This is a genomic window from Granulicatella balaenopterae (assembly GCF_900111135.1).
Lineage (GTDB): Bacteria > Bacillota > Bacilli > Lactobacillales > Aerococcaceae > Granulicatella > Granulicatella balaenopterae.
Genome location: NZ_FOGF01000023.1, coordinates 13,694 through 33,436, shown reverse-complemented (window position 1 = coordinate 33,436; position 19,743 = coordinate 13,694). Strand labels below are relative to the sequence as shown.

At 33.9% G+C, this 19,743-nt stretch carries 16 protein-coding genes and 1 other annotated feature; all 16 genes read right to left on the bottom strand.

What is annotated here, in order from left to right; genetic code table 11:
- Positions 1 to 172 precede the first annotated feature (172 nt).
- The 16 genes from rlmD to pstC all read right to left on the bottom strand — a co-directional run bounded on the left by rlmD (position 173) and on the right by pstC (position 19,733).
- On the bottom strand, positions 173 to 1,525 hold the full coding sequence (rlmD, locus tag BMX09_RS06245) for a 23S rRNA (uracil(1939)-C(5))-methyltransferase RlmD (RefSeq protein WP_089746860.1): 1,353 nt from the start codon (positions 1,523 to 1,525) through the stop codon (positions 173 to 175).
- A gap of 136 nt (positions 1,526 to 1,661) precedes the next feature.
- Positions 1,662 to 3,488, bottom strand: coding sequence for an LTA synthase family protein (locus tag BMX09_RS06240; RefSeq protein WP_089746859.1), 1,827 nt, complete (start codon positions 3,486 to 3,488; stop codon positions 1,662 to 1,664).
- Between the two features lie 204 nt (positions 3,489 to 3,692).
- On the bottom strand, positions 3,693 to 5,384 hold the full coding sequence (gene argS / locus BMX09_RS06235) for an arginine--tRNA ligase (protein WP_089746857.1): 1,692 nt from the start codon (positions 5,382 to 5,384) through the stop codon (positions 3,693 to 3,695).
- Positions 5,385 to 5,454: 70 nt separating this feature from the next.
- Positions 5,455 to 5,667, bottom strand: a binding site (T-box leader).
- Between the two features lie 126 nt (positions 5,668 to 5,793).
- The gene (gene arcC, locus BMX09_RS06230) at positions 5,794 to 6,741 is read right to left on the bottom strand and encodes a carbamate kinase (RefSeq protein ID WP_089746855.1); all 948 of its coding nucleotides are present in this window, start codon (positions 6,739 to 6,741) and stop codon (positions 5,794 to 5,796) included.
- Between the two features lie 89 nt (positions 6,742 to 6,830).
- Positions 6,831 to 8,168, bottom strand: coding sequence for a M20 family metallopeptidase (locus tag BMX09_RS06225; RefSeq protein WP_089746852.1), 1,338 nt, complete (start codon positions 8,166 to 8,168; stop codon positions 6,831 to 6,833).
- 46 nt (positions 8,169 to 8,214) lie between these two features.
- Positions 8,215 to 9,747 carry a YfcC family protein gene (locus tag BMX09_RS06220; protein WP_089746850.1) on the bottom strand — a complete coding sequence of 511 codons (1,533 nt, stop codon included), beginning with the start codon at positions 9,745 to 9,747 and terminating at the stop codon, positions 8,215 to 8,217.
- A 239-nt stretch (positions 9,748 to 9,986) separates the two neighbouring features.
- The gene (gene argF / locus BMX09_RS06215) at positions 9,987 to 11,000 is read right to left on the bottom strand and encodes an ornithine carbamoyltransferase (RefSeq protein WP_089746848.1); all 1,014 of its coding nucleotides are present in this window, start codon (positions 10,998 to 11,000) and stop codon (positions 9,987 to 9,989) included.
- 64 nt (positions 11,001 to 11,064) lie between these two features.
- A complete protein-coding gene (arcA, locus tag BMX09_RS06210; protein ID WP_089746846.1) occupies positions 11,065 to 12,303 on the bottom strand; it encodes an arginine deiminase in 1,239 nt (412 codons plus the stop codon).
- Positions 12,304 to 12,474: 171 nt separating this feature from the next.
- Complete coding sequence (gene trmL, locus BMX09_RS06205; protein WP_089746844.1) at positions 12,475 to 12,984, bottom strand: tRNA (uridine(34)/cytosine(34)/5-carboxymethylaminomethyluridine(34)-2'-O)-methyltransferase TrmL; 510 nt, start codon at positions 12,982 to 12,984, stop codon at positions 12,475 to 12,477.
- 163 nt (positions 12,985 to 13,147) lie between these two features.
- Positions 13,148 to 13,921: an exodeoxyribonuclease III gene (locus tag BMX09_RS06200; protein WP_089746843.1), complete on the bottom strand. Its 774-nt coding sequence runs from the start codon at positions 13,919 to 13,921 to the stop codon at positions 13,148 to 13,150.
- Positions 13,922 to 14,018: 97 nt separating this feature from the next.
- A complete protein-coding gene (locus tag BMX09_RS06195) occupies positions 14,019 to 14,942 on the bottom strand; it encodes a 2-dehydropantoate 2-reductase (RefSeq protein WP_089746841.1) in 924 nt (307 codons plus the stop codon).
- A 23-nt stretch (positions 14,943 to 14,965) separates the two neighbouring features.
- The gene (locus BMX09_RS06190; protein ID WP_218138927.1) at positions 14,966 to 16,039 is read right to left on the bottom strand and encodes a PTS sugar transporter subunit IIC; all 1,074 of its coding nucleotides are present in this window, start codon (positions 16,037 to 16,039) and stop codon (positions 14,966 to 14,968) included.
- Positions 16,040 to 16,638: 599 nt separating this feature from the next.
- Positions 16,639 to 17,292, bottom strand: coding sequence for a phosphate signaling complex protein PhoU (phoU, locus tag BMX09_RS06185; RefSeq protein WP_089746836.1), 654 nt, complete (start codon positions 17,290 to 17,292; stop codon positions 16,639 to 16,641).
- A 13-nt stretch (positions 17,293 to 17,305) separates the two neighbouring features.
- The gene (pstB, locus tag BMX09_RS06180) at positions 17,306 to 18,058 is read right to left on the bottom strand and encodes a phosphate ABC transporter ATP-binding protein PstB (RefSeq protein ID WP_089746833.1); all 753 of its coding nucleotides are present in this window, start codon (positions 18,056 to 18,058) and stop codon (positions 17,306 to 17,308) included.
- Between the two features lie 2 nt (positions 18,059 to 18,060).
- Positions 18,061 to 18,876, bottom strand: coding sequence for a phosphate ABC transporter permease PstA (gene pstA, locus BMX09_RS06175; RefSeq protein ID WP_089746832.1), 816 nt, complete (start codon positions 18,874 to 18,876; stop codon positions 18,061 to 18,063).
- Positions 18,873 to 19,733 (bottom strand): phosphate ABC transporter permease subunit PstC, encoded by an 861-nt coding sequence (pstC, locus tag BMX09_RS06170; RefSeq protein ID WP_089746831.1) that lies wholly within the window; start codon positions 19,731 to 19,733, stop codon positions 18,873 to 18,875. The genes pstA and pstC overlap by 4 nt, the downstream gene beginning before the upstream one ends.
- Positions 19,734 to 19,743 lie beyond the last annotated feature (10 nt).

Sequence of the window (19,743 nt, the reverse complement as noted above, 5' to 3'; positions counted from 1 at the left end):
CTCTCAGTATTATGTTGTCAAAGAACAGATATTCTAATCTTGTTCTTTACAACATAATATTTTTTTATCGTCTAACTAAACACTAGACACTTACTTACTGATACCATTTATTATAGTATAGTACCAAAAAAACTAGCTACCTCACAATAGTAAGATAACTAGTTTTAATCATTTATGCTTTTTCTAATAATGCTACTGATTCCACATGTGTTGTTTGTGGGAACATATCAACTGGTTGAACTGATTTCGTTACATATCCTAATTCAGCAAATAAAGCTAAGTCACGTGCCATCGTAGCTGGATTACAACTTACATAGACGATACGACTTGGTTCTACTGCCGCGGCTGCCTCGATAAATTCTTTTTCTAATCCTTTTCTTGGTGGATCAACAACAATTACATCCGCTTGTAAGCCTTCTTCTTTCCAACGAGGCATAACTTCTTCTGCTGCACCTACTTTAAAGTGAGCATTAGTAATATTGTTTAATGCTTTATTTTCATTAGCCATCTCAATCGCATCTGAAATAATTTCCATCGCATAAACTTCTTTCGCATTTTGAGCTAAGGCTAAACTTAATGTACCAATCCCACAATAAGCATCGATAACTGTTTCTTCACCTGTTAAACCTGCAGCATCAATAGCTGTTTGGTATAATACTTCAGTTTGTACTGGGTTAACTTGGTAGAAAGAACGTGATGAAATATGGAAATCTAAGCCCATTAATTGATCGGTAAACTTGTCTTCACCATGTAAGACAATTGTTTCTTTCCCCATAATGACATTTGTACGGAATGGTTGAACATTTTGAATAATTGATACAACACCAGGTACTTTTTCTAAGATATCTGGAATAATTTTGCTTAATGGGAATAATTTAGCTGTTCTAGTAACTAAAACAACCATCATCTCCCCTGAATGGTATCCACGACGCACAATAATATTACGTAAATTACCAATATTTTTCTTCTCATTATATGGTTTCACACCATATTCACGCATAATATCACGAATAGCAACAATAGCTTTATCGATTTCTGGGTCTTGGATATGGAAGTTCTCTACAGCAACCATGTTATGACTATTTTTACGGAAAAATCCAGTTTGTAACTCACCAGCAATTGCTCTGACAGGGACTTGCGCTTTATTGCGGTAACCCCATGGATTTGTCATTCCTAATGTATCAAAGACTGGTACTTCTGGCATATGGGCGATTGATTTCATTACTTGTGCTACTTGTTTTTTCTTAAATACTAATTGTGAGTTATAAGACATATGTTGTAATGGCATTGTTCCAATACGAATCCCTACACGATCAGTTAATGGTACACGATCAGGGCTAGTTGTTAAACGTTCAACAACTTTTGCATAACCAAAACTTTTTCCAACTTTCATTACTAATACTTTTACTTCTTCGCCAATTAATGCATTTTCAATAAATAATGGGTAGCCATCCACTTTACCTACACCTAAGCCTTCATAGGTTAAATCCTCAATTGTTACTGTTACTTCTTCATTTTTCTTCATTAAATAGTCTCCATTCTGTTACTTTCATTCTTCCTTTTAGTATACCAAACATTTCCTAATAAATATACTGAAACAAAAAAGTGTTGCCAGAAAACCGATATCAGATTTTCTAACAACACACTTTATTTTTTAATTATTATTTTTTAGGCACATAAATGCTATCATTATTTACATCAATTAATTTATCATTATAAAAAGCACTATAAGATCCTAATTCTTTTTCTACATAGTCCATTCCATATTCTTCTAGCATGGTTGGCTTATCAGAAAATAGATTAGTTCCAATTCCTAAACGGTCTCCTTCAATTTGGACACCCAATGCGGCCATAATTGTTGGATAAAAATCATAAGGTGCATAATCTCTATTTTTCGTATTTTCACTACTGATTGGTGCATTTAAAATAGTATTAAAGACTGTTCTTTCATAGTTTGGATCAAAATCTTTAAAGTAATTACTATCCATACTCAAATGATCCCCAGTAATAACAATCGTCGTATTATCATAAAATGGTTGTTCTTGAATCCATCTCACAAAATCAACTGTTTCTTTCGTTGAATAAGCTATAACATTTGAGTATTGTTTATCATATGGAGTTGGCGCATTTTCTGATAAATAACCATCAGGGAAATGTGTATCTGCTGTTTCCATTGTGAAGTTAAATGGCTTACCTTCACTGGCTAAACGATTAATCTCATCTTTGGCAAATTCATATAATTTGTCGTCTTCATAGCCCCACCATACTTCATAATCTTCTGGAATCATACCTTGCTCTTTCGCATAAATATAATCTGAAATATGGAAATCGCCATGACTTTCATAATAAGCTGTTAATCCACCAAAATCAGCATCTGCTCCAAACATAAGTGATTGATTATAGCCTTCTTCTTCTAAAATATCACCAATTGTAATAGCGCCCGGTAAAAAGTGTCCATCTAAACCATAAGCATTTACCCCTACTGGCACAGCTAATGGAACACCGGCACTCATATTCACCATTGAAGCCACTGACCATGATGAACCATATGTTTGATGCGGTCCGCCCATTTTATCATTATTTGAGAAAGAAATACCTTTTTTTGATAACTCATATAATTCTGGCATTAAATTAGTCTCCATATAACCACCCAAATCTTGTGATAAATATGAATTTTCTACTGATTCTAAATAAATATGAATTAAATTACGTTTTTTCTCTGGGAAAGTCAATGTCACTTCATTTGGTGACGCATAATTATCTTCTATAAATGTTGAAGAAACAGCCCAAGTACGATATACTGCACGCAAGTTTAATTTATCGACACCGTAAACAATCCCTGAGCAACCAATAATTACCATTACTGGCATTAATATCCATTTATATACTTTAGCTGATAACACTTTTCGATTATTCTTAGTATAAATATCACGATTAAATAACACGAATGCTAATACCGTAAATGTACAAATAATTACCGGTAATTTCCCTTTATTATTTAAACTAATCACCACATTTTCAGCTGTACCTTCTGTTGGTGATTTTAAGTTAAACATAAACTGTTCTGGCGTTAACTCACCAAATTCACCTACAAACCATCGTGACATAAAGAAAAATACAAATCCTAACGTAATAATGATTAAGCTTAATATTTCTAAAACAATTACTAATTTACTTGTTTTTTCACTTTTCTTTAAAGTTACAAATTTATCTACTAATGTATGTTTTAATAATAGTAGATAACTACCAATAAAGCTTACTAATAATATATATTTTAGTGAAAAGGCCATTCTTTGATATACTTTCGCACTGACAACATCATCCATATGACAAATATACCGCAGGCCAAACATCGTCCATAGATTTGCTAATACTCCATATAATAATATCCATTTCAAAATGTTCTTTTTGTTCTTATCCTCACCAAAAAAAGATACATCTATCCACACTAATAATAATGCCGGCAAGATAAAACTAATAATCCGCATTTTTAATCCTCCATTTTTCTTATTGTTATTTTCACTTTACCAAAATTATTTGATAAAGAGCTAAGAAATACAGTTAAAGCTGTAAGTTTTCCTTTCATATTATATCATATTCAAAAATATTATAGAACCATCAAAAAAGTGTTGCCAGAAAACCGATATCAGATTTTCTAACAACACTAGGATGGTGCATAAGTTAATGAAGAATTACATTTCGTCTGGTGATTCTACACCTAATAAGTCTAATCCTTGTTTTAAGATGCTTTGAGTTGCATCGACTAATGCTAATCTTGAATTTAGATTTTCGTCTTCAACTAAGATACGGCTATTTGCATAGTATTTGTTGAATGCTTGCGCTAATGAAATTACAAATTTAGCAATGACAGAAGGTTCAGCTTTTTCTTCAGCAAATTTAACGACATTTGGATAGTTTTCAATTAATTTTAATACTTCCCATGCATAGTCATCTTCTAATGCGATTGGAGCAGTTGTATCGATTTCTTTACCTGCTTTACGTAAGATACTCATTGCACGAGCACGAGTGTATTGTACATATGGTCCTGTTTCACCTTCAAATTGAACGACATCTTCTAATACAAAGTCAAAGTTATTCATACGGTCATTTTTAAGATCGTGGAATACTACGGCACCAACACCTACTTGTTTCGCAACTTCTTCTTTGTTTGGTAAATCAGGATTTTTAGCTTCAATTTGTTCTAAAGCTAATTTAGTTGAATCGTTTAATACTTGTTCAAGTAAGACAATTTTACCTTTACGAGTTGATAATTTTTTACCACCTAAAGTAATTAGACCAAATGGAATATGCTGCATTTGTTCTTGCCAATCCCAGCCCATTTCATTTAAGACTGCTTTTAATTGTCTGAAGTGGTTTGCTTGTTCATTACCTACAACATAGATTGATTTAGCAAAGTCATAATTTCTCTTACGGTATAATGCAGCAGCTAAGTCACGAGTAATATATAATGTTGCACCGTCTGATTTTTTGATTAATGCAGGTGGTAAATCATAGTTATCTAAATGAACTACAGTAGCGCCATTATCGATAGTTGCGATTTTTTCTGTTTCTAATAAATCAACAACTTCATCCATTTTATCATTATAGAATGCTTCACCAGCATATGAGTCAAATTCAACACCTAACATATCATATACACGGTTGAATTCTTTTAATGATTCAGTTTTGAACCATTTCCATAAACGTTCTGCTTCAGGATCGCCATCTTCTAATTTTTTGAACCAAGCACGACCTTGTTCTTCTAATTCTGGATCTTCTTCAGCTTCTTCATGGAACTTAACGTATAAACGTAATAATTCAGCAATCGGATCAGCTAATACTGCTTCTTCAGATCCCCATTTTTTATATCCAACGATTAATTTACCGAATTGAGTTCCCCAGTCACCTAAGTGGTTGATTTTCACTGAGTTATAACCAACTTTATCAGCTAATTTAGCAATTGAGTTACCAATTACTGTTGAACGTAAGTGACCCATTGACATTGGTTTAGCAATATTTGGAGAAGACATATCAACTGTTACATTACGGCCTTCACCGAAAGTCCAATCTCCATAGTGTTCGCCTTGTTCTAAGACTGTTTTTAAGACTTCATCCGCAAATTTATCACGGTTTAAGAAGAAGTTAGCATATGGTCCAGTCGCAACTGCTTTAGAGATATGTTCATCTTCAACACCTGCTACGATATCTTCCGCAATTGCTTGAGGAGCTTTACGCAAAATTTTTGCTAATGAGAATGCTGGAAAAGCTAAATCTCCGTGTTCTGAATATTTTGGAACTTCAATCATATTGTAAACATCATCATATGATAAATGTTCGCCAACAGTTTTTAAAATTTGTTCTGCTACAAGTTTTTTATAATCCATTATTACACTCCTTAAAAATATTTGTTATAAATAAAAAAACGCCCCTACCCAATGCCTAAAAAAGACATTGGATAGAGACGAGAATCCCGTGGTACCACTCTAATTGTCTATACGATATGTATAAACCTCTCATTAAAATAACGACATGACTGCCGGATAACCCTACTAATTTCAAGTTATCTTCTCAAAAGTGCGTTTCATCTTTGTTTTTTATATCGGCTCTCACCTATTCCGACTCGCTTTAATATCACACAAAGATTACTCTCTTTATCTACGAATTTTATTTAATAACCTCTTAATGACTAAAACTATAACAAATTTATTTCGCTTTGTCTAGTTTTATGAGTCAAAATCAGTAATAATCTAATGATTTGATGGAACATGGGGATTTTATTGTTTAAATCTTTTATTATCCAGCGATAACTTGTGTTCCACCGTCACCAGCTAATACTTGTGCGATGTTTTCTAATGAAGTGATAACTGCTTTACCTTCTGGGTAGTTTTCAACAAAGTTAATAGCAGCTTCAACTTTAGGAAGCATGCTTCCTGGTGCAAATTGATCTTCTGCGATATATTCTTTTAATTTAGAAGCTGTAACAGTTTCTAATTTTTCTTGGTTAGGTTTGTTGAAGTTAACGAATACGTTATCAACACCTGTTAAGATAACGAATAAGTCAGCTCCTACTAATTCTGATAATGTTTGGCTAGCGAAGTCTTTATCGATAACAGCTTCAACACCTGTTAAGTGTTTAGTTTCTGCATCTTCAACTACAGGGATTCCTCCCCCACCAGCAGTAATAACAACATTACCAGCTTCGATTAATGTGCGAACAACGTTAACTTCTTTGATACCTACTGGTTTTGGAGAAGCAACAACTTTACGCCATCCACGACCTGCATCTTCAGTGAAAGTAGCGCCAGTAGCTTCTGATTCAGCTTTAGCTTCTTCTTCTGTTAAGAATGGTCCGATTGGTTTAGTTGGGTTTTTGAATGCTGGGTCATCTTCTGAAACGATTACTTGTGTAACTACTGCAGCAACATCTTTTTTGATGTTACGAGCTTGTAATTCGTTTACTAAAGCGTTTTGTAACCAGTATCCAATGCTTCCTTCAGTCATAGCAACACAAGTGTCTAAAGGCATAGCTGGATTTTTTTCTGAATCAGCAGCTGCTTGTTGTAATAATAAGTTACCAACTTGTGGTCCATTACCGTGAGTTACAACTAATTCATCACCATTTTCAATGAATTGTACTAAGTATTTAGCTGTTTGAACTAAAGCTTCTTGTTGTGCTTGTGCTGATGCGTCTGTAGAAAGAATTGCGTTTCCTCCAAGAGCGATAACGATTTTACGTGACATATTATTTTGTCCCCTTTTCATTATTAATTTATTTTTTTATATAATTGAGCTAGTTGACTTCATCAACTAGCTCAACCAATTTCCTGTTATTATTTTGCTGCTAAGCGATATACTGCTTCTGCATAAATATCCATTGCACCAAAAATGTCTCTTAAAGACATTTTTTCATTTTCCATATGGAAAGTGATTTCTGAATCAGGGAATACTGCACCAAATGCCACACAATTTTGCATTGTACGAGCAAATGTAGCTCCTCCTGAAGATTTTGGTTTTGCATGTACATCATTTGTTTTTTCTTTATAAACATCCATTAATGTTCCTACTAAATTACTATCAAGCGGAACGTATAAAGGAGCTAAATAGTCAACTTCTTCATAAGTTAAATTATATGGAGCAGCTTTACGTTTTAACTCTTCAACTAAAGATTCTTTATCAGCTAGAACCGGGATACGGATATCTAATTTGATTTCAGAGCCTTCTTGAGACAGGCTATAACCTGCAATGTTAAGTGATAAACTTCCTGTTGGTTCGTCTTGGATAGTTCCTAATAGAGCAGAACCTGTCGCATCTTCTCCTACTTCATCAACGATAAAGTTTAAGACTGGATGAGATACTAATTCAGATAATGCAAAAGCTAAACGAACAGCGGCATTAATACCTTCTGGAGCGTCTTTTGAGTGGATCGATTTACCTAATACAGTGATAGTATCATCACCTTTTTCATAATCAAATCCTAAGCCATCTAATTGTAAAGCAATTTCTTCGGTTAATTTACCTTCGTAAGTTACTTTACCCGGAACTACATTATAAGCGCCACCAACATTTAGTGATAAGACATCACTAATTGGTCCTACTAATTTAGCTTGAAGTAAGCCTTTTTCTGCATAAGTTAATGGGAATTCTGCATCAGGTGCAAAACCCATTGTAGCTGGTTCTTCTTTAGCAGTATATTGATCAAGTCCACGCCAAAGCGTTTCTTCATCAGTACCAAAGATAAAACGAATACGTTTATCAAACTCTACACCAGCATCCATTAATGCTTTAACTGCATATAACGCCGCCATTGAAGGGCCTTTATCATCTTGTGTTCCACGTCCATAAAGATAGCCGTCTTTTTCAACTACTTCAAATGGATCTGTTTCCCAAAGATTCATATCGCCAACTGGTACTACATCTAAATGACATAATAGCGCTAATTGTTCTTCTCCTGAACCAACTTCTGCATAACCATAATAGCCGTCTGGATCAATAAATGTTTTAAAACCTAATGACTTACATAATTCTAAAGTTGCTTCTAAAACATCTTGAATTGATTGACCAAACGGAGTGCCGTTTTCTCCTTCGTTTAAAACAGATGGATAACTAACAATATTTTTTATGGCTTCAATACAATCTTCTTGATGCTTTTTAGTAATAAATGTTTGCAAATCAGTCACTCCTTATGATCAATAATAATATTACTTACTTATTATTTTAGAATAAAGTAGCAATTACTAAGATAGCAATACTTAATACTACAATGTAACCAGCTAATTTACCCATGAATTTCCACCAAGTACCGATATCAATACGTCCTAATGCTAACGCACCCATAACAATACCAGAAGTTGGAGCTAATAAGTTTAAGATACCTGAAGCTGCTTGGAAAGCAGTAATTACTAAGTGTTTAGGAACATTAGCAAATTCTCCTAATGGAGCCATGATACCGATTGTAGCACCAGCTAATCCTGAAGTTGAAGGGATTAAGAATGATAATGGTAAGTAGAATAAGTAAGTTAAGATAATGAATACGCCTGATGATAAACCTGATAATGAATTTTCACCGAAGTTTAAGATTGTAGCTGTAATTAATCCATCGTTCATGATAACTTGGATACCACGAGCAACAGCACAGATTAAAGCAACACTCATTAAGTCAGCAACACCATTCATGAATACTGTTAAGAAGCGTTCTTCACCCATGTCTGAGATTAAACCTACAAAGATAGCCATCATTAAGAATAACATAGTGATTTCTGGGAAGTACCATTCACCTAATGGTAATGAGTGACCAAAAATCATACCTAATACTGGAATGTTTTGGATTCCGTTGTTGATTGATTCAAAAATTGAAACTTTGAAGTTAGTCCAAGGAATTAATGAGATAACCATGATTACGAATGTTAATGCGAATAAACGTAAAGCGCGTTTTTGTTTTTTGTTTAAGTCAGCATCTGTTTCTTTAACTTTAAAGAACGCTAAATCTTCTTCGCGTTTGCTATAAACTAATGAAGCAGTTGGGTCTTTTTCAATTTTGCTTGCATAGTTATATACGTAGAAAATTGATAAAGCAACCATAACAACGAAGAATACTAAACGCCAGCCAATACCTTCAGCGATACCGATGTTTGCAGCATCTGATGCAACACCTGTAGCGAATGGGTTAACTGTTGAAGCTAAACAACCGATTTGAGAACCAACTAAGATGATTGCAACGGCTGTGATAGTATCAAAACCTACAGACATCATAACTGGGATTAATAATGGATAGAAAGCCATTGTTTCTTCACCCATACCATAAGTTGTTCCACCTAATGCGAATAATACCATTAAGATAGGAATTAACATTTTTTCGCGGCCGTGGTATTTTTTAACAACTGAAGCGATACCGATGTCTAAAGCACCAGTTTCTGTAACTACACCTAAGAAGCCACCTACCATTAAGATGAAGAATGATACTTCAATAGCACCATCAGTGTGAACTTCAATTACGTCACCGTTTTCTTGTTCTAAAACAGTATCTTTACCTAACATACCATATACTGGTGCCATCATTACTTCGTAGATACCTTGTTGGTTAGCTTCTACTTGTTCATATGTACCAGCAACTAAGTTACCTTCTTCGTTAGTTTCATACTGTCCTGCTGGGACGAACCATGTTAAAATAGCCATCAATCCAATAATAATAAATAATACCGTGAATGATGATGGCATTTTAAAACCTTTTTTTGCTTTTTCTTCTGCCATGATTTTTTCCTCCATATTCTATTGTGAATGTTCTATTTTTGACTACTATGTATTAATACTTCTCTTCTACATAATAAAAAGTACATACTAATACCAATAAGTTCCTTAGTAGTCTAAAGGAACTGGGTTACAATAATTAAAAAATAAAAAGTCATCCTGGTTCTGATCTGAAAATCAGAACCAGAATGACCAATTAACGATTCATATTCAGTTCTTAAAACTTAAATTAATTCAAGTTATTAAACTTTGTTTACGAATAAGTTACCTGCAGTTAAAGCCATGATAGCTTTAATTGAGTGCATACGGTTTTCAGCTTGGTCAAATTGACGTGCATATTTAGAACGGAATGCTTCGTCAGTAATTTCCATTTCTGAAACGCCGAATTTTTCTTGGATGTCTTTACCATATACAGTTTCTGTATCGTGGAATGCTGGTAAGCAGTGTAAGATGATTAAATCTTCATTGTTAGCAGCTTTTACTAAGTCCATGTTAACTTGGTAAGGTTGTAACATGTTAACACGTTCTTCAAATTTATCTTCTTCACCCATAGATACCCATACGTCAGTGTATAAGATGTCAGCGCCTTTAACAGCAGCTTCTTTATCTTCAGTGATTAAGATGTGAGATCCGTTTTCTTTAGCATATTCTTCAGCCATAGCTACTACAGATTGTTCTGGGAATAACTCTTTTGGTGAGAAGATGTGGATGTTAACGCCTAACATAGAACCAGTTACTAATAAGCTGTTTGCCATGTTGTTACGTCCGTCACCACAGTATACTAATGTTAAGCCTTCTAATTTGCCAAAGTTTTCTTTGATTGTTAAGAAGTCAGCGATCATTTGTGTTGGGTGCCATTCGTCAGTTAAACCATTCCATACTGGAACGCCTGAGTGTTCAGCTAATCCTTCAACTACTGCTTGGTCGAATCCACGGAATTCGATACCGTCAAACATACGGCCTAAAACTTTAGCTGTATCTTCAACTGATTCTTTTTTACCTAATTGGATGTCGTTTTTACCTAAGTATTCTGGGTGAGCACCTAAGTCAATTGCAGCTGTTGTGAAAGCAGCACGAGTACGTGTAGATGTTTTTTCAAATAATAAAGCAATGTTTTTGCCTTCTAAGAATTTGTGTTGTACTCCACGTTTTTTTAAGTCTTTAACGTGAGCTGAGAAGTCGATTAAATATTCTAATTCTGCTCTAGTAAAGTCTACTTCTTTTAAGAAACTTCTTCCTTGGAAAACTTGTGTCATTATAAAATTCCTCTCTTTATTAACGGTTTATTTTATTTTATAAATTAAAACTTAATTGTGAAAATTAGATATCTTCACGAACTAATGGCATAGACATACATCTTGGGCCACCACGACCACGAACTAATTCGCTTCCGCGGATTTTAATTAAACGAATTCCGTATTCTTCTAATTTTTTGTTTGTAACAGTGTTACGGTCATAAACTACAGCCACACCAGGTGCGATTGTTAATGTGTTAGAACCGTCATTCCATTGTTCACGTGCAGCAGCAACTACGTTACCAGCACCACAACGGATTAATTCAACTTTTTCAAGTCCTAAGTTTTCAGCTAATACATCTGCTAAAGCAGCTTTTTCTTCAACGATGTTTAATCCGCCTTTTCCATCAGGAGTTACTGAGAATACACGTAATTCTCCTTCGATTTCTGGGTGAATAGTAAATTTATCGTAGTCAATCATAGTGAATACTGTGTCTAAGTGCATGAATTTACGGTTGTTAGCAAATTCGAAAGCTAATACTTTCTTGAATCCTAAACCTTTTTCAAATACGTTTTTCATTAATTTTTCAATTGAAGCTGCATCAGTACGTTGAGAAATACCAACTGCTAATACATCTTTAGAAAGAACTAATTCGTCCCCACCTTCGATACGAGTATCTTCAGAGCGGTCATATACCATAGGTACATCAGCATCTTTATATTCTGGGTGGAATTTGAAAACATATTTTCCGTATAAAGTTTCACGGTTACGTGTTTCAGAGTACATGTGGTTTAATGATACTCCGTTAGCCATTGTTGCGAATGGGTCACGTGTGAAGTATAAGTTAGGCATTGGATCGATAGCGAATGGGTAATCTGATTCAACTAAGTCAGTTAAGCCTTTGCTTTCTTCAGGAATTTCTGGTAATTCAGCTTTTTGAACACCAGCCATAGTTTTTAATACTAATTCTTTGTTATCTTTAATGTTCATTAACATTTCACGAATAGCAACTTTAGTTTGAGCTCCACGGATGTTAGCTTCTTCTAAGTATTCTTCGATAAATGCAGAACGGATTTCATCTGTTGTTAAAGCTTCTGCTGTTAAGTCTTCTAAGTAAACTACTTCAACACCTTCAGCGCGTAAAGCTTCAGCAAATGCATCGTGTTCTTTTTGAGCATCTTCTAAAAATGGGATGTCATCAAATAATAATCTTTCTAAGAAGTCAGGCATTAGGTTTTCTAATTCAGCACCTGGTCTGTGTAACATAACTTTTTTTAATTTTCCAATTTCAGAAAATACGTGAATCGGTTGTTGATTTGACATTAATTCCACCATCCTTATAAATTGTATTGTTCATGAACAACTAACTTTTTGAGAAACACATCTTGGTGATCAATCCAGACTTGGCTGTTTCCCTCATGGCTATACTATACCATTATGTAAAAACGGTTTCACGGCGAATCTCACATTTAAAATGAGAAATTAATCACATTTTTACTTTAATTTATCATTTTCATAGCAATGTACCGCTTCTAAGCCTGCAAAATGTTGTTGTCTTAGTGCCTCATACACAACGATGGCCGCCGTATTCGAAAGGTTTAATGAACGAACATGCTCGTCATTCATCGGTAGCCTTAAACATTTTTCATAATTTTTACGCATAAATTCTTCAGGCAACCCTTTTGTTTCTTTACCAAACATAAAAAATTGCTCATCATATTTTGCTAAATTAATTTCACTATAATTTTTTTCAGCAAATTTTGTAATTAAATATAATGGCTTATCACCTAAATACTCTAAAAATGCATCTAATGATTTATGATAGGTAATATTAACATCATTCCAGTAATCTAATCCTGCACGTTTTAAATGTTTGTCATCAGTTTCAAATCCTAATGGCTCGATTAAATGCAGTGGTGAATTTGTTGCTGCACATGTTCTAGCAATATTACCTGTATTGGCTGGGATACATGGTTCAAATAAAACAATATGATTGATGGTCATGGGATTCCCCTCCTTTCTCCTTTTTATTCTTCAAAAATTGAAGAAGCTGTAACTTAAATATTATACCATTTTTTCGCTAACTTGACTTAGATTTATTACTATATCATGTGAAAAAGGAATACTCTATCATAACACTCTTAATAAACCAATATGTAGAAAATAATTATAATGTTTCAGTTTTTAGAATTAATTCTACTGGACAATGGTCTGATCCTTTAATATCTGATCGAATTATAGCGTCTTCTAATTGATCCTTTATACTTGGTGCAATAACAAAATAATCAATTCTCCATCCGATATTGCGGTCACGTGATTTTGCCATATAACTCCACCATGTATAGCTATCTTTTTGTTCGGGATATAATTCACGAAAACTATCTAGATAATGATGCTCGATGACTTGATCAAATTTTTTACGTTCTTCAATAGTAAATCCGGCATTTCTTGTATTCGTTTTTGGATTGGCTAAGTCGATTTCTTTATGAGCTACATTTAAGTCGCCACAAAAGATAACAGGTTTTTGTTGATTTAATTGGTCGATATAAGCTAAGAAATCATCTTCCCAACGCTCACGGTATGCTAGGCGTGATAAGTCACGTTTTGAATTGGGTGTATAGACCGTTACTAAATAATGTTCGTTAAATTCTAAAGTAATAACGCGGCCTTCTTGATCATGTTCTTCAATCCCTATTCCATATCTGACTGATAGTGGTTCTTCTTTAGTGAAGATTGCTGTGCCTGAATATCCTTTTTTGACTGCTGAATTCCAATAATCTTTGTAGCCATATTGACTAAAATCCATCTCGACTTGTTCTTTTTGGGCTTTTGTTTCTTGTATACATAAAATATCTGGTTGACTTTCTTCTATATAAGCTTGTAATGCGCCTTTATTTAATACTGAACGGACGCCATTAACATTCCAACTTGCTAATTTCATTAATCGCTACCTCTTCTTTCTTTCATTTGACTTTCTTATTATACAAAAAAACAGCCCACATTAACAAAAGTAATGCAAACTGTTTTAGAGGTTAAATTTATTTAATATTTAATACTGATTCTTTTGCGTGAATTAAATCAGTAATCATTTGACAGTAAGGTGTTTGAATATTTAAACGATTTCCTTTTCTAGCAACCGCACCATTAATAAAGTCGATTTCTGTACGACGATTATTTTGAACTAAATCTTGATGCATTGATGGATAGTGATGCGCTGCTTTAACTGATGTATCCATTACATATTTTACAATTGCTGCTTCATCTAATTCAACGCCTTCTGCTGTTCCAACTTCCACAAATTCATGAATAATTGTTTTAACTACTGCGACTGCTTCTGGACTCTTAAAGAATTCACCAATTGTACAATCTAATAAAGCGCATGTTGAGTTCATTGTTCCATTAACACATGCTTTACGCCAAATTGATGGAACTACATCTTCATCATAAGTAACATTTAAGTTTGCTTCATTCAAGATTGCGACGATTTCTTTGGCTTTTTCAACGCCTGATTGATCAATGCTTTGTAAGTTTACTGAGCCAGTTCCTTGTAAAATTGCTTTACCAGGTCCTTGTAAACCTGCTGTCCAGACTGTTACACCCATTAAGATATTTTTTTCTGGTACATACTGACGAATCACTTCTTCATGTCCTAGACCATTCAATAAGCATAGTACTTTTGTGTTTTCGCCAATCACTTGCTTGATATCTTGTAACATTTGTGGTAATTGCATTGCTTTCGTAAATAAAATAATTAAATCTGCTTCTTTTGTTGCTTGGGTTGGTAACATCATTGGAATTTCAACTGTTACTTCTTCGTCTCCTACAATTTGTAAGCCGTGTTCTTGTACTGCTTTAATATGATCTTGCCAGTTATCTAATAAAATAACTTCTTGACCTACTTGATGTAATTGGTAACCAAAACGGCATCCCATTGCGCCTGAACCTGCAATATATGTTAACATATTTTTCACTCTCCTATTTTTTATTATTGTTCTTTAAAAATAAAAATTTCTTTATCATATAAGTGTAACATATCACAACATACCTTGTTGACAATATAACCTAATGCAAATGGGATAACTACCCATGTTACAATTAACATAATGACACTAATTGATGAACTATTTAATGCGGCTAAAGGACTAACAAATCCTACTAAACCAAAACCTGCTGAAGCTGGGGTACCACCCATATTAAATAATGGTACACTGATTGAAGAAATCGCTGCACAAATTGCTAAAGGAACAGCCATAATTGGATGGGTTAAGAAGTTTGTCATCATCATCTTCATAGCTCCTAAACCAATTGCCACTGGGACACCTGCTTTATTAACACGTGCTGTTGCCCATACTAAGAAGGCTGCGGTTGTTGCTACTCCCATACCAGCTGCAGCTGAAGACATTCCTGTTAAACCAATCGCCAAACCAATCGCAACTGTTGATATTGGACTAACAATAATTAAAGCAAACGATACAGCAATTAACATACACATTAAAATTGGTTGTAGTGATGTAAAAGTATTAATTCCTTGTCCGATAATATAAGTAATCTTAGAAACATATGGTAATAATTTCCAACCGACATAACCAACCCCTGTACCAACAACTATTGGTAATAAGACAATCGTTAATGAGCCGAATTTACCACCAATATATTTTACTGCTAAAACTGCTAAGGCTGCAGTAAGCATTAAATTAATGACATCACCAATTCCTGCTAATAGGAAAATATTTTTGGTTGTTTCACCAATTGTTACTTCTGGCACAAATTTCCAAGCACCTGAACCAATATAAGTTGCACCACCAACCGCGACCATTTGCATTGGATTTAATTTAAATTGATTAGCAATTAAAAATCCAGCCATAATTGGTACAAATGATTGGAAGACTTGCACAATATGTAAAAATTCCACGGCGAATTGCACATCTGGGAACGGTTTTAAGAATGTTGCTAAAATAGCATTTGGAATAAGAGCTACTACAATTGCAATAGTTGTTCCATTAAGAACTTTTAGTATAAATGATTTCAGTGTTTCTTTTTGAGTATTTTCTGACACAATAACACTTCCTTTTTTATTTTATTTATGATACAAATTATACAATATCCTGTAAAACAAATAGGCCTTATTCTATTGTTTTCATTACTTATATAATTCTTTCACAAGTTATATTATACAGCACATAAGTGTTTCTGACTAGTTTACGACATCATTACAATTGTTTTATGAAAACGCAGACAAGGACTGAAATTACTTTCATTACTTTTCATTTTCCTTTTATTTTTTTCAAAAACACTAAATTTATCGACAATAAATTTTTTTGATTCATCACTTATTAAGGATAATTACGTAGAAATTCCGGACTTTCCTTGGTAATCATTTAGAGCTTTTCCTTATAGCTTTTCCTTAACACCTCCTTTTCTTATTACAATTCTATAATAGCTATCGCTTATCTATTTATCAACTAAGCTTATTCTCTTTCTATTCATTGTTAAAATTGACAATAAATTAGTTTTTCTGTTTTATTTTGTTTATTTGCTATTTTTTTATTCTTAATTCTTGGTAAATTTGTTTTTGTTTAAATGAAACCATTAAAAGCATAAAAATAACTTATAAATCTATAAATAAACACTATAGTTTTATAAGTTATTTTTTATTAATTAATTCAATTCGACAATTTCTCCTGTTTTAAGATAGATAATTCTTTCGCAAATATTAGTGATATAGTCCGCCGCCCGCTCAACATCACTGGCTACTGTAATATAGCCAGAGCCGTTAAAAACAACTTTTGGATCAGCTTTCATTTCTGCAATAGTAAATTGAGTAATTTGTAATAAATAATTATCTACTCGCTCATCTAATTCTGCAATCGCTCGCGCTTCTTCTATATCTGCTAAAGTATATGCGGTAATAACTCGATTAGCCATTTCAATCACAACTTTTGCCATATCAGCTAATAGTGCTTCTACATGTGAGATGCGTTTTTTTCCTTTAACAGTAATAGTTGTTTTAGCAATCGAACTGGCATGATCTCCCATTCTTTCCCAATCTGAACAAGCTTTCATAACTGATACTACTCGTCTTAAATCTGTAACAACTGGTTGCTGTAAGGCAATAATTTTTGCACAAGCTTCTTCTAATTCTACTTCTTTTTTATTAATTATTTGATCATCGTCAATCACTGTTTGAGCTAGAGTTACATCATGATTAATAAATGCTTTGACTGATTTTGTTAAGGCTTCACTCACTAACACACCCATATTAGTAAACTGAATATGTAATTCATTTAATTCTTGGTCAAACTGTTTTCTCATCTTTTTTCCTCCTTTATCCAAAACGACCTGTAATATATGCTTCAGTACGTTCATCTTGTGGTATGGTAAATATTTGCTCTGTTTTGCCAAATTCACATACTTCTCCCGATAAGAAAAATGCAGTGTTATCAGATACTCTTGCTGCTTGTTGCATATTATGCGTCACCATTATGATTGTATATTGTTCTTTTAAAGACTGAACTAATTCTTCAATTTTGGAAGTTGAAATTGGATCCAAAGCGCTAGTTGGTTCATCCATCAATAATACTTCTGGTTCTACTGCTAAAGCTCTTGCGATACATAAGCGTTGTTGTTGTCCACCAGATACTTTTAAAGCATTCTTTTTTAATTTGTCTTTTACTTCATCCCAAATGGCTGCTTGTTTTAAACTACGCTCAACAATTTCATCTAGTGTTTTTTTATCGTGAATCCCATGCGTACGCGGTCCATAACAAATATTATCATAAATCGACATTGGAAATGGATTAGGTTGTTGAAAGACCATCCCCACTCGTTTTCGTAATAAATTCACATCATAATTCTTTTGATAAATATCTTCTCCATCCAGTGAAATATCCCCCTCAATACGACAACTTGGCACCAAATCATTCATTCTATTTAATGATTTTAAAAGTGTTGATTTTCCACAACCAGACGGTCCAATAAATGCCGTAATCTCACGCTCAGGAATGGTCATATTAATATTCTTTAAAGCGTGAAAATCACCATAATATAAGTCTAAATTCTTAATCATAAAACTTCCCATTGCTATCCTTCCCCTCTGACAATTCGTTTTGAAATACGTGTTGTTAATAGATTAATAACCATTACTAAAACAATTAAGACTACACCCGTCGCAAAAGCTTCCGGCACATGTAATCCTTCACTTGATAACACATACATATGTAACGCTAGCGTACGACTTGATGAAAAAATCCCATTCGGCATATTAGCAGCCGTTCCTAAAGTATACATTAAAGCCGCCGTTTCACCGATAATACGTCCAACTGATAGGATAATTCCCGATAAAATACTTGGCATTGCAACAGGTAATACCACTTTAAAAATCGTCCGTAATTTTCCAGCACCCAAACCAAAACTTGCTTGACGTAATGAATCAGGTACCCCCAATAAACCTTCTTCCGTTGAGCGAATAATAATCGGCAAGACCATAATCGCCGAAGTGAATACCCCTGCTAAAATTGAATATTGAAAACCTAAAAAAATTACAAAAAATAACATCCCAAATAAACCATAGACAATTGAAGGGATACCTGCTAATGTATCCGCTGCTAAACGAATAATTTCAACCCATTTTGATTCTCTTTTTGCATATTCTACTAGATAAAAGCCCGTAAATACCCCAATTGGCGTTACAATCACTAATGATAAGACTACTACAATCACCGTCGTCACAATTGCTGGCATTAAAGAAACATTTTCTGCTGTATATTGCCAACTAAATAAATCCCACCGTAAACTTGGTAGACCTTGAATAAAAATAAACGCAATGATTAAAAATAACGATGCAAATGTTAAAAATGCACTCAAATAAATCATAAAACGTAATAATCTCTGCTTCATGAACGACCTCTCCTTTTCACAATAGTAAATACGAAATTAATCACTAGAATCATCACAAATAAGACGACTGATGTGGCAATTAATGCTTCACGATGCTCACCTGTTGCATAAGCCATTTCTAACACAATATTCGTCGTCATTGTACGAACTCCTTTTAATAATCCCCGTGGTAATAATGGTTGATTACCTGCCACTAAAATAACGGCCATCGTTTCGCCAATTGCTCGCCCAACTCCTAAAATAACGGCTGATATAATACCTGATTTAGCAGCTGGTAAGATAACTTTTAAAATAGTTCGCTCATGTGTAGCTCCTAAACCAATGCTACCCGTATAAAAGACTTTCGGAACTGAGCGTAGAGCTGCTTCTGATAAAGTAATAATGGTTGGAATAATCATAATTCCTAGTAAGATAGATGCCGTTAAAACGCTCATACCATTTCCTCCTAAGCGCCTTACTAAAGGAACTAATAATTGTAAGCCAAAAAAACCATAGATAACAGATGGAATACTTGCCATAATATTGACTGATGGACTTAACACCTTATATAGCTTTTCTGAACAAAAATAAACCAAAAACACAGCAGTTAATATTCCTAGTGGTACACCAATCACTAAAGCTCCTAAGGTAATCACTAAAGACCCCATAATCATTGGGAATATCCCATAAGTAGACGGAAGATTCCCTGGTGCCCAACTCGTTCCAAAAATAAATTCATGAACACCATAACGCATCATAAAAGGAACGCCATTTTTAAAAATAAATAGACATATTGTTGCAATGGCTACGACTGACATCATAGCGCTAATAAAAAAGATTATTTCCATTACTTTTTCTGCTAATTTTTCTTTTTTCATACTGATTCAC